Origin of the sequence: Streptomyces sp. SPB162 (genome assembly GCF_029504575.1) — a bacterium.
In the GTDB taxonomy this organism is placed as follows: Bacteria; Actinomycetota; Actinomycetes; order Streptomycetales; family Streptomycetaceae; genus Actinacidiphila.
In genome coordinates this window covers 87040-101602 of record NZ_JAQFII010000002.1, presented here as the reverse complement: position 1 = coordinate 101602, position 14563 = coordinate 87040, and the positions used below count along the sequence as shown (strand labels likewise).

General features: G+C 70.1%; 8 protein-coding genes and 1 pseudogene. 6 read left to right on the top strand and 3 right to left on the bottom strand.

All coding sequences use genetic code 11. From position 1 onward, the window contains the following. Position 1: 1 nt before the first annotated feature. Entirely contained in the window at positions 2-1255 is a 1254-nt protein-coding gene (locus M2266_RS30465; RefSeq protein WP_277441506.1) for a phosphodiester glycosidase family protein, read from the bottom strand. A 213-nt stretch (positions 1256-1468) separates the two neighbouring features. Here M2266_RS30465 and M2266_RS30460 point away from each other — a divergent pair, with 213 nt between their 5' ends. Then, on the top strand, positions 1469-2248 hold the full coding sequence (locus M2266_RS30460) for a DUF6227 family protein (protein WP_277441505.1): 780 nt from the start codon (positions 1469-1471) through the stop codon (positions 2246-2248). A 132-nt stretch (positions 2249-2380) separates the two neighbouring features. On the opposite strand, the gene M2266_RS30455 is transcribed toward M2266_RS30460, so the two are convergent. After that, positions 2381-6385: a discoidin domain-containing protein gene (locus M2266_RS30455; RefSeq protein ID WP_277441504.1), complete on the bottom strand. Its 4005-nt coding sequence runs from the start codon at positions 6383-6385 to the stop codon at positions 2381-2383. Positions 6386-6725: 340 nt separating this feature from the next. Between M2266_RS30455 and M2266_RS30450 the strand changes: the two genes are divergently transcribed. From M2266_RS30450 to M2266_RS30435, 4 genes and pseudogenes are all read left to right on the top strand, one after another. Continuing rightward, positions 6726-8411, top strand: a complete 1686-nt coding sequence (locus M2266_RS30450; RefSeq protein ID WP_277441503.1) for a discoidin domain-containing protein — start codon at positions 6726-6728, stop codon at positions 8409-8411. Between the two features lie 287 nt (positions 8412-8698). Next, on the top strand, positions 8699-9607 hold the full coding sequence (locus tag M2266_RS30445; protein ID WP_277441502.1) for a LysR family transcriptional regulator: 909 nt from the start codon (positions 8699-8701) through the stop codon (positions 9605-9607). 105 nt (positions 9608-9712) lie between these two features. Further along, positions 9713-11735, top strand: a pseudogene (locus tag M2266_RS30440) (NADPH-dependent 2,4-dienoyl-CoA reductase). A 52-nt stretch (positions 11736-11787) separates the two neighbouring features. Beyond that, positions 11788-12369 (top strand): helix-turn-helix transcriptional regulator, encoded by a 582-nt coding sequence (locus M2266_RS30435; protein WP_277441501.1) that lies wholly within the window; start codon positions 11788-11790, stop codon positions 12367-12369. 129 nt (positions 12370-12498) lie between these two features. Here M2266_RS30435 and M2266_RS30430 read toward each other — a convergent pair whose 3' ends face one another. Further along, complete coding sequence (locus M2266_RS30430) at positions 12499-12957, bottom strand: MarR family transcriptional regulator (protein ID WP_277441500.1); 459 nt, start codon at positions 12955-12957, stop codon at positions 12499-12501. Positions 12958-13087: 130 nt separating this feature from the next. On the opposite strand from M2266_RS30430, the gene M2266_RS30425 reads away from it, so the two are divergent. Next, positions 13088-14554: a DHA2 family efflux MFS transporter permease subunit gene (locus M2266_RS30425; RefSeq protein ID WP_277441499.1), complete on the top strand. Its 1467-nt coding sequence runs from the start codon at positions 13088-13090 to the stop codon at positions 14552-14554. Positions 14555-14563: the final 9 nt, after the last annotated feature.

The following is a 14563-nucleotide window of genomic DNA, read 5'->3' as shown; positions in this document are numbered from 1 at the left end:
GCTACCTGCCGTAGACGGCCACGAAGTCGCGTGTCGCCTTGACGTAGTAGCGGTCGGCCGGGTTCTCGAAGTCGAGGAGGTTGGTCGGCGTGGGGTTGGCGGGGTCACGGCTGCCGTCGTAGGCCATGAAGGAGGGCCAGGCGCGGTTCATGTCCAGCGGCATGGCACGGACCGCGCCGGCCCGCTGCATCAGGTCCGCCAGGGTTCGGGCGGTAAGCGCCTGTCCGACGACCATGATGACGTCGCCGGAGGCGGTGACCCCGACGCCGGAGCGCTCCACGTACATCTTGCTCTGGTCGGTGACGCCCCACTTGGAGTCGTCCCCGATGTCCGGTACGACGCTGCCGCCGTCGACCATCAGCTCCAGGCACTGCCGGACGCCGACGACGTCCGGCGTCATACCGACGTCGCGGCCCCACACGCCGATTTCGAACGACCCGTCGCGGTAGAAGACCTCGGAAGCGGCGCCGGGCCGCAGCTCACCGGCGGTCCGCCCGTCGAGGTAGAAGCCGCCGTTCGACCCGCCGTCGGTAACCCGGAATCCGCCGTTCCAGGTCGCGACGAGCCCGGTTCGCCGGCCTTCGGGAATGGTCGGGGGCACGGAGAAGGTGCCGCCCGGCTCGCGGAAGCCCGGGTGGAGCTGGAAGCGCGCGTGCTTCGTGCTGATCCACGCGATCGCCGCCTGGTAGGACGTGTGCGCGCTGTCGGGCCGTACGTAGGTCGCCTGCACGATCGGCAGGCCGTGGGAGCTCGCCACCGGACGCCAGACGCCCTCGCCCGGCAGCCCGGGACTGACGACGGGCTCCATCGGCTCGCGCAGCGGCACTTCTTCCGACTGGTGGACGATGGCGGGAGCGACCGCGTTCATCCGGGCCAGCGCGTCGGGCGGCAGGGTGCCGCCCACCTCCGGTGGGTCGAGCTGGTACTGGAGGTCCTCCAGCTTGTCGACCACCACGCCCAGTCGGTGGTCGCGGCTCCATTCGGCCAGCCGCGCCATCACGCTGTCCTTGCCCGGGTAGGTGAGGGCCTGCCCCACCGACCAGCCCACCGTGCCGACACACACCAGCGTGACGGCGAGGCCGCCCCGGGTGAGGGCCTGTCTCCGGCGCAGCTGAGCGGGCGAGAGGTCCCGCCGGTGCTTCCACGGCAGCAGACGCCGCCGGGCCCCGTTCTCGGCCACGTCGGCACCGGCGACGCCACCGGGCTCCGCCGCCCCCTGAACGTCCGTGATCCGTCCGCCCGCCCCGTCCGTCATGGCACTCCTTCACCTGTGAACCGTGGGTGATCTCATCCGCTCTATCCGCTCACCTCTCGGCCTAATCGCGATGGCGGCAGAACCACCCGCGCGCCCGCGACGGGCCACGATCGGCCCAGTCGAACGAACACCGCACGACCCCTGGCACAGAGTGTGCCCGGACCACTACTCTGAGCGCCTCAACGGCAGGGACGTGATCATCAAGAGGGCCACATGACGTACCCGGAACCCATCATGGCGCGAGACGACTTCAACGACCGGACCTCGTCCGACCACCTGAACGGGTTACTGGCCCGGGCGGGCCGACCGGCGCCCATCGCCGCGACGCTGCTCGCGCGGCTGCGCACCGCCATCGTGCACCGCACCGAGCTGGTCTCGAACCGCTACGGCAGGGAGCCCGGCCGCGTCCTCGGCCGCCGCACCCTGCGCCATGTCTTCCTGCTGCCGGACGGCACGACCCCGGTCCTGTGGGAACTGGAGCACGACACCGGTCCCCGCGCCCACCTGGTGCACGAGATCTACGCGGACGAGCCGGCCCTGCTCGCGGCCGAGCTGGAGGTGGACATCCGGTTCGGCGACCTGGAACACAGCACCGCCCTCGGAAACCTGCCGGAGCACCGGCTCGATCTGTACGTCGCCCCCTCGGCCGCGGGCCGCCGCCGCAGGTACGAGGCGGCCGACTCCGCCGATCACGCCATGCGGCTGCTGCGCCGGGCGGTCAACCCCGACCTCCCGGGTGAAGCGATCCGCCTGCGGGTGCTCTCCGCCGTCGGCCACGACATAGCCTTCGCCGGCAGCAACAGCAGGACGGTCGACGAGCGCTGCGCCGGCTGGACCCTGTACGAACACGCGTTCCTGCTCCCGGGCGGCGAGGAGGTCAGCCTCTGGGAGGTGGACCACTCCATGACCCCGGACCGCCACCCCGTCTGCGAGGTCTACGACCGCCAGGACACCGCCCGCGACGCGGCGGATCGGCTCCTCGAATCGCTCTGAGCGCCCCATCCCTCTGAGCACCGAATCCCTCTGAGCACCGGATCCTGCTGAGTACCCACACGAACGCGCGTGCCGCCGGGAGAGTCAGGGTTCCCGGCGGCACGCGCGTCCAACTGTGGGGCCATCCGCTCCTTACGGGTTCTGGACGATGGTGAAGGTCGAGGTGGTGTTCTTGATGTTCTGGAAGTTGTTGCTCATCCGCAGGTTGTTGAAGGTGACCGTGCCCACCGCCGGGCCCTGGTTGGGCTCGGGCAGTTCGTTGGCCCAGATCCCGTAGCCGGACTTGGCGTCGAAGGCGTCCCCGCTCTTCTGGGCACCGGTGATCGAGACGTTGGTGAAGACGGTGTCCTTCACCGGGAACTGCGGCTGCCCGCCGACGTAGTTCGTCTGGAACATGATGCCGCTGTAGGTCGGATCCACGATGTCGACATCCGTGACGCGGATGCCTTGGAAGATCTTCGAGGCCGAGAAGACCCAGATGGCCGGGAAGACCTGACTGCCCCAGAAGTGCCCGCCGGCCCGCACGATCGAGATGTTCTGCAGGTTGGTCGGGTCGGTGCCGAAGCCGTTCATCGGGTAGCCGAAGTCCAGCGAGCTGATCGTGATGCCCGAGTAGACCAGGGTGTCGGCGATGTAGATGTTGCGGAAGGTGTTCGCGAAGCCGCCGTAGACCGCGACACCGGCGGCGCGCCAGGTCAGGATTGACGTCAGGTTCTCGAAGACGTTGTTCTTCTCGTCCGCCCCGCCGGCGTCGATGGCGGAGAAGAGCGCGAAGCTGTCGTCACCGGTGGACCGCGCCTCGATGTTGTTGAGGTGGTTGTCCGTGGAGCCGTTCGTCATGTTGATGCCGTCGGCGAACGTGTCACGGATGCGGGAGTTGGTGATGGTGATGTTGTCGGTGTTGGCGCCCCAGTAGAGGCAGACCGTGTGCTCGTTCCAGACGTTGTCAATGGTGATGTTGGCGACGTTGGAGAAGTCGAAGACCTTGCCGGGGCCGTCGATGCGCGACGTGTAGTTGCCGAAGTAGGCGAAGCCGGAGAACGAGGAGCCGTTCGCGGACGCCTCCGCCCGGAAGCCGATGTCGGTGTTGGCCTGGGTCGAGGGAGCGTTGAAGCGGGTGAACCAGGGTCCGGCGCCGACCACCTTGACGGCCTTGCCGTACACCTGGAACTTGCTCGCCGTCTGGTACTCGCCCGGGGGCAGGTAGACGCCGACCAGGGTGCCCGTGGTGTCCATCCGGACCTTGTCGAGCGCGTTCTGCACGTCCTGGTGCGTGACGCCCGCCGGGACCGTGTACTTGGCCGGGTCCGGGTTGGCGATGACCGTCGCCTGCTCCAGGTTGATGAAGTCGATCGCGTACTGCGTGGTGTTGGCGGCGTCCTTCTGCAGCTTGATCTTCGATCCGGCCGGGACGGTTGTCCCGAGCAGGATGTTGGCCTCGTCGTAGATGTGACGCGGGCCGCCGGCGCCGGGTGAGTTGCCGGGACCGGTCTCGTTCCCGTACAGCCAGGCGTACTTGGACGTCAGGTCGATGGCCTTGAGGAAGGTGCCGTTGACGTAGATGTCCAGGGTGGAGTTGATGCCGTCGCCGCCCGCGGCGTCCGGGATGGAGAAGCGGGTGACCAGGGTGTTGGTGCTGGCCTTGGTGGTGAACTCGACGGAGGAGCCGGTCGAGTTCAGCGTGACGGCCTTGCGGCCCGACGCCTCGCCCGCCACGTCGCCCACGGTCCGGTTCGGTCCGACGACGGCCGCGCCGCCACCGAGGACGCCGTCCTCGGCCTCGTACATGTCGTACGGCATGTTGGCGCCGCGTCCGACGAAGAGCGGCTGGGTGCTGGTGTTGTTGGCCTGCTTGACCGGCAGCTCGTTGGCGTCGTTGGCCAGGACGGTCTTGACGCTGTACTTGCCGTTGCCCGCCGTCCAGGTGCCGAGGTTGACCGGGGCGGCGGTGGCGCCGGCCGCGATCGTCCCGTTGTAGGCGCCGGTCAGGGTCTTGACGACGGAGCCGGACGTGGTGTCCGTGACCGTCAGGGTGATGCCGTGGGCGCCGCTCGCGGAGGCGACGGTGCCCTGGTTCTTGATGGCCACCGAGAACGTGACCGTGTTGCCGGCCGCCGGGTTGCCCGGGGTCCAGCTGACGGGCGACGCGATCAGGTCGGAGCTGGCCACCGGGGTGACGACCAGCGGGCTCGGGCTGCTGAAGGCGTTGTTCGCCTCGCTCTGCTCGATGACGGCGTTGGCCTCGTCGACCTTGGCGGTCAGCGGGTAGGAACCCGCCGTGCGCGTGCCGATAGTGGCGGAGACGGTGGCCGACGCCCCGGCCGCGAGGGCGGCGACCGGCGCGGTGCCGGCGAGCGTGGTGCCGAGGTAGAGGTTGACATTGGTCGCGCCCGCGGCCGCGGGGCCGATGTTCTTCACCGTCGCGGAGAGCGTGATCGGGTCGGTCTCGACCGGTGCGGCGGGCGAGGCGGAGAGTGCGGACACCGTCAGGTCCGGGTTGGGAGCCGGCGTGCCGATCACCTGGAACTCGGCTACCTGGCCGCCGCCCGCGCCGGAGTTCGACGTGATCTTGAGCTGGACGTCCGCGACCCGTCCGGCGACGGGGATCGTCACCGTGTTGCCCGTGGCGGGGTTGAACGTGTAGACGGTCGGCGAGGTCAGGCCGGTGAGGGACGAGGAGCTCTGCTCACGTCCGAGGACCTGGATGGTCTGGGTACGCGTCGCCCACGCGCCGTCCGGGTTGAGCTTCACCACGACGGAGTTGACGTCGGCGTTGGAGCCCAGCGCGACGGTCAGCGTGTCGGGGTAGCTGCTGCCGCCCTCCCAGTAGGTCGCCACGTTGTTGTCGTTCGCGTTCGCGGCGACGAAGTTCTGGGTGGTGGACGAGGCGGTGATGGCCTTGCCGACCGCCAGGTTGGAGCCGCCGCCACCGGTGCCCGTGCGGGTGACGGTGTTGCTGTTGCCCGACTGGTTGCCGGCCGCGTCCTTGGCCTTGACGTAGTAGGCCACGGTCGCCGTGTCGGGCTGGCTGTCGGTGTAGGTCAGCACGTTTCCGGCCACGCTGGTGCGCAGCACATTGTTGGCATACACGTCGTAGCCGGTGACGCCGACGTTGTCCGTCGAGGCGTTCCACGTCAGTTTGATCTGGCCCGACGCCGGCTGGGTGTAGGCCAGGCCCGCCGGCGCCGTGGGCGCCTGCGTGTCACCCGTCGTCGGCCCGTAGAGCTCGAACTCGGAGAGCTGGGCCGCCGGCCAGGCGGTGTTGGCGGTGACGTTCAGCCGCACGTACCGGGTGTTGATCGTGTTGAAGTTCACCGTCACCGTGTTGCCGGCGGACGGATCGAAGACGTACCCCTTGGAGGCGGCGATGTCGGTGAAGGTCGAGCCGTTGGTGCTGCCCTGTACCGACAGCGTCTGCGTCCGGGTTTCCCACCCGGTCGGCAGCTTCAGCACCAGCTGGTTCACCCCGACGGTGGCTCCCAGGTCGGCCTGGATCCACTGCGGAAAGGCGTTGTTGTTGCTCTCCCAGTAGCTGGCCTGGTCGCTGTCGTTGGCGTTGCCCGGCACGTAGGGGGCGTTGGAGCTGCTCGCCGTGATCGTCTTGGAGATGGCGAGGTTGTCGGTGGAGGCCGCTGCCTCGGAGACCTGCAGTTCGGAGATCTGGGCGGCCGCCTTGGCGGTGTTCGCCGTGACGGCGACCCGAACGAAGCGGGTGGTGGCCGCCGGGAACCGGATCTTCACGGCGTTGCCGGAGCCGGGAGCGAAGACGTACTTGGCGGAGCCGACGATCGTCTCGTAACTCGTGCCGTCCGCGCTGCCCTGCACCGCGAGCGTCTGGGTGCGGCTCGACCAGCCCGCGGGGACCTTCAGGGTGACCTGGTCGATGGTCCTGCTGCGCCCGAGGTCGACCTGGGCCCACTGCGGGAGGGCGCTGCCGCTGCCCTCCCAGTAGGTGGACTGGTCGCCGTCGTTCAGGTTTCCGGCCGTGCTGCCGCCACTGGAGGCGCGGGCCGTCTTTGACGTCGCCGCGTGGGGGGTGGGCTCGGCCGCGGCGGCCCGGAGCACCGGCCCGCCGAGGAGCATCAGACTGGTCGCGAGCGAGCCCGCGACCAGCTTGGGTATCCGCTTCGATCTCACTGCGTTCCTCTGTCTCTCGTCCGAAAGTGCCAGGAGTGGGGGGCGAGTGAGGCCACGGCCACGCTCTCGCCGTCGAAGTTGCGGAGAACGGTGAAGAATGAACATCACTCTGCAATGAATTTGCATTGAGTTAGCAGAATGTTACAGACGGGCTACGACGGCGTCTACGCCCGCGCAAGATCGGCTTGACGCGCTCCGGACCGACCATGGAGCGTAATTTCAGAGTAAGTTGACGAATTTGCTCGCCGTGCGCGCTCTATTGCGTCTCTCTGTCGTCGTGGCTACGCTCTGCCGCTGGCCGGTCAGCGGCGCGCAACCGTGTACAACGGGAGGAGTCCAGATGGGGATCTCACGCCGGGCGTTCATCGGATCGGTGACGGCGGGAGTCGCCTTCGGCGCCCTGCCGGCCGCCGGTGCGCTGGGAGGGGCGGCCGTTGCCGCGAGCCCTCCCGGTGACGTGGTCGGAAAGATCACCGTCGGCTACCAGGGCTGGTTCGCCGCACCCGGCGACGGAGCCCCCGTCAACGGCTGGTGGCACTGGAGCCGGAACTGGTCCCAGCCGCCGTCCCCGTCCAACAACGCGATCAGGGCGTGGCCGGACATGCGGGACTACACCGGGGCCTACCGGACCGCCTACGGCAACCTCGGCAACGGGCAGCCCGCGACGCTCTTCTCCTCCTACGACCAGCAGACGGTCAACGCCCACTTCCTGTCGATGCGGCAGAACGGCTGCGACACCGCCGCCCTGCAGCGGTTCAACCCCAACGGTGGCGAGGGCGCCACGCGTGACGCGATGGCAGGGAAGGTCAGGAGCGCGGCGGAGGCCAACGACCGCAAGTTCTACGTCATGTACGACGTCAGCGGCTGGGCGAACATGCAGCCGGAGATCAAGGCCGACTGGACCGCCAAGATGTCGGCCCTGACGTCGTCCCCCGCGTACGCGCGGCAGAACGGCAAGCCGGTGGTCGGCGTCTGGGGCTTCGGCTTCGCCGACGAGAACCACCCCTGGTCCCCCGCGGCCTGCCTCGATGTCGTCAACTGGTTCAAGAACCAGGGCTGTTACGTCATGGGCGGCGTGCCGACGTACTGGCGCACCGGCGTCAACGACTCACGACCCGGCTACCTCGACGTCTACCGCGCCTTCCACATGCTCTCCCCGTGGATGGTCGGCAGAATCGGCAACGCGGGGGACTCCGACCACTTCTACGACCTGTGCACCGTCCCGGACCAGGCCGACTGCAACGCCCACGGCATCGACTACCAGCCGTGCGTCCTTCCCGGGGACGTGGCAGGACGCCAGCGGGCGCACGGCGACTTCATGTGGCGGCAGTTCTACAACGTGGTCCGGGCCGGCGCCCAGGGCATCTACATCTCGATGTTCGACGAGTACAACGAGGGCAACCAGATCGCCAAGACGGCGGAGAACGCGTCCATGATCCCGGCGGGCTCCGGTCTGCTGGGGCTGGACGAGGACGGGACGGCCTGCTCCGCCGACTACTACCTGCGGCTGACGGCCGACGGCGGCAGGATGCTCAAGGGCCTGCTCCCGCTGACGGCGGTCCGCCCGACCGTTCCCGTCATCGGTGGCGGGCCCCCGCCCGTCGACGTGAACCTCGCGCTGCACCGGCCGACGACGGAGAGCAGCCACACGCAGGGCTACGGCGCGGGCAACGCCGTCGACGGAGACGCCGACAGCTACTGGGAGAGCGCCAACAACGCGTTCCCGCAGTGGCTGCAGGTCGATCTCGGCTCCGCGGTGGGTACGAAGCGGGTCGTCCTGTCCGTGCCGCCGGCCACCGCCTGGGGGACCAGGACCCAGACGCTCTCCGTCCTGGGCAGCACCGACGGCTCGAACTTCGCCACTCTGGCCGGGTCGGCCGGGCGCACCTTCGATCCGGCCACGGGCAACCGCGTCACCGTCACGTTCCCGGCCACCGCGACCGTCCGGTATCTGCGGGTGCACTTCACCGGCAATACGGGGTGGCCGGCGGGGCAGGTCGCGGAGCTCCAGGTGTTCGCGTCCTGACGGCCGCCCTTCGCGCCCGGTTCGGCGTCGGCGCCCTGACCGATGCCGGACCGGTGCACCCCGGCGTCGATCGCCGCCCATAAGCCCTGGCGATGGATATCCCGACTGCTAAGGGCTGTCCCGCAATCCCTGGCGGGCGCCCGACGACAGCCACGGCACCTCGCCGCGTTGTCGGAACGCCCGAATACATGCAGCACGCGGGCGCCCCTCCGCCGTGCGATGCACCGCATCTGACGCCGCGCGCTGATCCACCAGGGATCACGGGACAGCCCTTAGCGTCATGGGTTATGGAACTACGCCAGTTGGAATACCTCGTGACGGTCACCGAGGAGGCGAGCTTCACCAAGGCGGCGGCCAGACTCCATGTGGCGCAGCCCGGGGTGAGCGCCCAGATTCGCCAGTTGGAGCGGGAGCTGGGCCAGGACCTGCTGGACCGCTCCGGGCGCACGGTCCGGCCCACCGACGTGGGCGCCGCGGTGCTGCCGTACGCGCGTGCGGCCCTCGCCGCCGTCGCCGGCGCCCGGCAGGCCGTCGAGGAGCTGACCGGGCTGGTCCGCGGGCATGTCGCGGTCGGCACCGTGACCTCGCTCGGGCGCGCCGTCGACCTGGCCGGACTGCTCGCCGACTTTCATCACAGCCACCCGGCGGTGGAGATCAGCCTCGTCGAGGACACGTCGGACAACCTCCTCCAGTCGCTGCTCACCGGGCGGTTGGATGTGGCGGTGGTCAGCCTGGCGGACGAGCCGCCGCCGGGCATCGGGGTGCGGGTCGTCGTGGACGAGCCGTTCGTCGTCGCCGTCGCCCCCGGCGACCCGCTGGCGCGCCGGACCTCGATCGCCTTCGAGGCCCTCGCCGGGCTCCCCCTGATGTGCCTGCCGCGCGGCACCGGGCTGCGCACCGCGGTCGACCGCGGCTGCGCCGCGGCGGGTTTCCAGCCGCGGATCGCGTTCGAGGCGGGGGATCCCACCGTCCTGGCGCAGTTCGCGATCCGGGGTCTGGGGGTGGCGATCCTGCCCGAGTCCCTCGCCCGTTCCCACCCCGGCGAACTGCACCCGGTACGGCTGACCGGGCCAGAGCTGCGCGGGAGGCTCGCGCTCGCCTGGCGGGCGGAGGGCCCGGCCGGCCCGGCGGCCCGCGCCCTGGTCCGGCGGGCCCGCGCCACGCTGCCCGAACGCACGGAGGACGCTCCCGCCTGAGCTCGCGTGGCCCGCGTCGATTCCCGGGACTCTATGCAACTTGTTGCATAATCGGCTCGACTCGTCTAGAACTTGCGCTACGAGTCCGCGCGAGGAGGCCCCCTGATGAGCGACTATCCCCACCTGCTGAGCCCTCTCGACCTGGGCTTCACCACCCTGCCCAACCGGGTGCTGATGGGTTCGATGCACGTCGGTCTGGAGGAGGCGCCGCGCGGCTTCGAGCGGATGGCCGAGTTCTACGCCACCCGCGCCCGAGGCGGCGTCGGCCTCATGGTCACCGGCGGGATCGCCCCCAACGACGCGGGGCGCCCATACGAGGGCGGCGCGAAGCTGACGACCGAGGCTGAGGCCGAGCAGCACACCGCGGTCACCGCCGCCGTGCACCGCGAGGGCGCGAAGATCGCGATGCAGATCCTGCACTTCGGGCGGTACGCGCACCACGCCGACCTCGTGGCGCCCAGCGCCCTCCAGGCGCCCATCAGCGGCTTCACCCCGCACGCGCTGACCGAGGACGAGGTCGAGCAGACCGTCGAGGACTTCGTCCGGGCGGCCGCGCTCGCGCAGCTCGCCGGCTATGACGGTGTCGAGATCATGGGGTCCGAGGGATACCTGCTCAACGAGTTCATCGCGGCGCCCACCAACCAGCGGCAGGATCGCTGGGGCGGCGAGTACCGGAACCGGATCCGTTTCCCGGTCGAGATCGTGCGGCGGGTCCGTGAGCGCGTCGGGCCGGACTTCATCCTCATCTACCGCCTCTCGATGCTCGACCTCGTACCGGGCGGATCCACCCTCGAGGAAGTGATCATCCTCGCCCGGGAGATCGAGGCGGCCGGCGCGACGATCATCAACACCGGCATCGGTTGGCACGAAGCGCGGATCCCGACCATCGCGACCTCCGTCCCGCGTGGCGCCTTCACCTGGGTGACCAAGAAGGTCATGGGCTCCGTGGGCATCCCCCTGGTGACCAGCAACCGGATCAACACCCCCCGAACTGGCCGAGCAGCTGCTCGCCGAAGGCCGCGCGGACATGGTCTCGCTGGCCCGGCCGTTGCTGGCCGACCCCGACTTCGTCGCCAAAGCCCGGCGCGGCCAGTCCGCCACCATCAACACCTGCATCGGGTGCAACCAGGCGTGCCTGGACCACACGTTCAGCGGGAAGATCACGTCCTGCCTGGTCAACCCCCGGGCCTGCAACGAGACCGAGCTGATCCTGCGGCCCACGCGGCGCCGCAAGAGCGTCGGGGTGGTCGGCGCGGGGCCGGCCGGACTCGCCTTCGCGGTCTCGGCGGCCGAACGCGGCCACCAGGTCACCCTCTTCGACGGCGCGACGGAGATCGGCGGACAACTCAACATCGCCCGCAAGGTCCCGGGCAAGGAGGAGTTCGACGAGACGCTGCGCTACTACCGCGAGCAGCTGGAGATCCACGGCGTCGACGTACGGCTGAAGACGACCGTCACCGTCGACACCCTCACCGCCGAGGGGTTCGACGAGATCGTTCTCGCCACCGGGGTCGTCCCGCGCACCCCGGAGATCGACGGGGTCGACCACCCCAGTGTCCTCAGCTACCTGGACGTGCTGCGCGACGGAGCCCACGTGGGGCACTCCGTCGCGATCCTCGGCGCCGGCGGCATCGGCTTCGACGTGGCGGAGTTCCTCAGCGACGGGGGCGACGCGGCGAGCCTCGACCCCGAGGCGTTCTTCCGCCAGTGGGGGATCGACCCCGGCTACGGGACGCGGGGCGGGGTGCGGAAGCCACAGCGGAGCACCTCGCCCCGCAGCCTGCACCTGCTGCAGCGCAAGGAGAGCAAGGTCGGCGCGGGGCTGGGGAAGACGACCGGCTGGATCCACCGCACCGAACTGCGGCACCGCGGTGTCACGATGGTCGCCGGCGCGACCTACCACCGCATCGACGACGCGGGCCTGCACGTGACGGTCGACGGCAGGCGCGAGATCCTGGCCGTCGACACCGTCGTGCTCTGCACCGGCCAGGAGCCGCGCCGCGACCTGTACGAGGCGCTGCGCGCGGCGGGACACGCGGCGCACCTCATCGGTGGCGCCGACGTCGCCGCCGAACTCGACGCCAAGCGCGCCATCCGCCAGGGCACCGAGCTGGCGGCGGCGCTCTGACACCGGGCCGGCGTGCGTCGGGGCGGGGGCGCGGGACCGCTACGTTGAGGCCATGTCGCTGCCGCACGCCATCCTCACCGCCCTGCTGGAGAAGCCGTCCTCGGGGCTGGAGCTGACGCGCCGCTTCGACCGCTCGATCGGCTTCTTCTGGTCCGCGACCCACCAGCAGATCTACCGTGAGCTGGGAAAACTGGAGCAGGCCGACCTCATCCACGCGCTGGCCCAGTCACCGTCCCGAGGCCAGAAGCGCGAGTACGAAGTGTTGCCCGCGGGCCGTGCCGAATTGACCGCATGGGTGGCCACCAGCCAGGATCCGAAGCCGATCCGCGACGCCCTGCTGCTGCGCCTGCGCGCGGCGGCGGTCGTCGGCCGGGACGGCCTGGAACCCGAACTGGAACGCCATCTCGCCGCCCACCGGCGGCAGCTGGCCGAGTACACCGAGATCGAGGAACGCGACTTCGCCGCCGGGAACCTCGGCGGCGAGGACCGGCTGCGCCATCTGGTGCTGCGCGCCGGGATCGGGCTGGAGACCTTCTGGGTCGCCTGGCTCACCGAGTCCCTGGCGGAGTTCCGCGGGGCGGATGTGGCGACCGCGGTGGACGGTGCGGCCGGTGCGGACGGGGGCCGGGGCTGACGCGGGCCCCCGCGGGCGGGGCCTGGCGGGGCTGATGCGGTGCCCTGCGGGCGGGGGCCGGCGGGGCTGACCTGAGCCCCGGCCGCCGTGTCCGGCTGGTTCGGGCGCTCCTCGCGTGGTCGGACTCGGTTACTCGCGTGCCCGAGCGGCGGCCTGTGGGCTCAGGTGGCGGGCGAGCGTGTCCAGGGCCGCGGTGACCTCCCGCAGCCGGCGCGGGTCGTCCGCGCCGAGCATCGCGACGAGCGCCGCCTCGATCGTCGTCGCACGAACCTGCTCCACGCGTTCCGAGACCTCGGGCGCCTGCCGGACGAGCAGCCGCCGGCGGTCGGCCGGATCGGCCGAAGTGACCACGGAACCCGCCTCCTTCAACCGCGCCACCGCATTGGAGACCTGGCTCTGGGGCAGGCCGGTCCGGGCGGCGATCTCGCCGATGGCGCTGTCCGGGTGGCCGGCGATGTCGCTCGCCACGACGAGCACCGAACGCAGGCTCCCGGCGTGGGCGCCCGCGCCGCCCGCCGGTTCCGGCATGGCCTCCTCGCCGATCTTCATCAGGGTGCGTCCCAGGAGGAACAGTTCGACTCCGTTCATGCCGCCAAGGTACATCGACATCGATGCATACTTCTTGATGCATCACTCTTGATGTATTGAAAAAGATGGAATATCGTCGGGGCAGGGCGCGGGGGATTCCGGGCCGGGTAGGAACGGAAGGCCTTGCATCATGCGCAGATGGCACGCGAACCCATGGGCGGTCCTGGTGACGTTGTCCCTCGGATTCTTCATGACGCTGCTGGACCTGACGATCGTGAACATCGCCATCCCGCAGATGATCGACGGGCTGGGCGCCTCGCTCGACCAGACGCTCTGGGTGGTCAGCGGCTACGCCCTGGTGCTGGCGGTGCTCCTGATCACCGCGGGCCGCCTCGGCGACCTGCGCGGCCCGCGCAATCTGTTCGCGATGGGACTGGCGGTCTTCACGCTGGCCAGCATCGCCTGCGGGCTGGCGCCGAACGCCGCGGCGCTGATCGGTGCACGTGCCGTCCAAGGGGTGGGCGCCGCCCTGCTGATACCGCAGACGATGGCCCTGATCGTTTCGGTCTTCCCGCCGGCGCGGCGGGGTACCGCGATGGGGATCTGGGGCACGGTCGCCGGGCTGGCCACCCTGTCGGGGCCCACCCTGGGCGGTCTGTTGGTGTCCACGGTCGGCTGGCGCTGGATCTTCCTGGTCAACGTGCCCATTGGGCTGGTCGCCCTCGTGCTGACCTTCCTCGTCGTGCCCGACATCCGCTCCGGGCGGGGCCACCGCTTCGACGTGACCGGCGTACTGATCGCCACCGCGGCGCTGTTCTCGCTGGCCTTCGGCCTGCAAGAGGGGGAGCGGTACCACTGGGGCACCGGCATATGGGCGTTGCTGGCGGCCGGAGCCGCACTGGTGGTGATCTTCCTGCGGCACCAGCGCCGCCATCAGGACCGCGAGCCGCTGGTGCCGTTCAGCCTCTTCCACGACCGGAACTTCAGTGTGCTGACGGTGCTCGTCGGAGTCGTGTCCATGGCGATGGTCGGCCTCGTGCTGCCCTTCAACCTCTATCTGCAGTCAGTGCTGCATCTGAGCGCCGCCAAGGCGGGCCTGGTGCTGGCCCCCTCCTCAGTGGTGTCGATGGTGGTGGGGCCGTTCGCCGGGCGGCTCTCCGACCGCATCGGCGGCAAGTACCTGCTGATGGCCGGCCTGGTGATGTACGCGGCGGGGATGTTCTCGATCGTGCTGATCGCGGGGCCCACCAGTCCCTGGTACGCGTTCATACCGGCGACGGTGGTCACTGGTCTCGGGGTGGGCTGTGTGATCGCCCCGATGTCCACCGAGGCGATGCGCAACGTCGATCCCCGGCTGGCCGGGGCCGCTTCGGGGGTCAACAACACGATCCGGCAGATCGGCTCCGTCGTCGGAGCGGCCATCGTGGGCGGCTTGCTGCAGAACCGGCTGGCAGCGGAGCTCCACGCGGGCAGGACGTACGCCGACGCGTTCGTCGCCACCCTGCACGTGACCGCGGCCCTGCCGATCGCGGCGGTGCTGGCAGGCGCCCTCGGCTGCCTGCTGGTCCGGGACCACCCGCGGGCGGGGTCCGCTGTTCCGGCGTCCGCCGCGCCGGTCACGGCGGCGGGGCCCGGCTCCGGTCACGCCCGGGTGTGACCGGAGCCG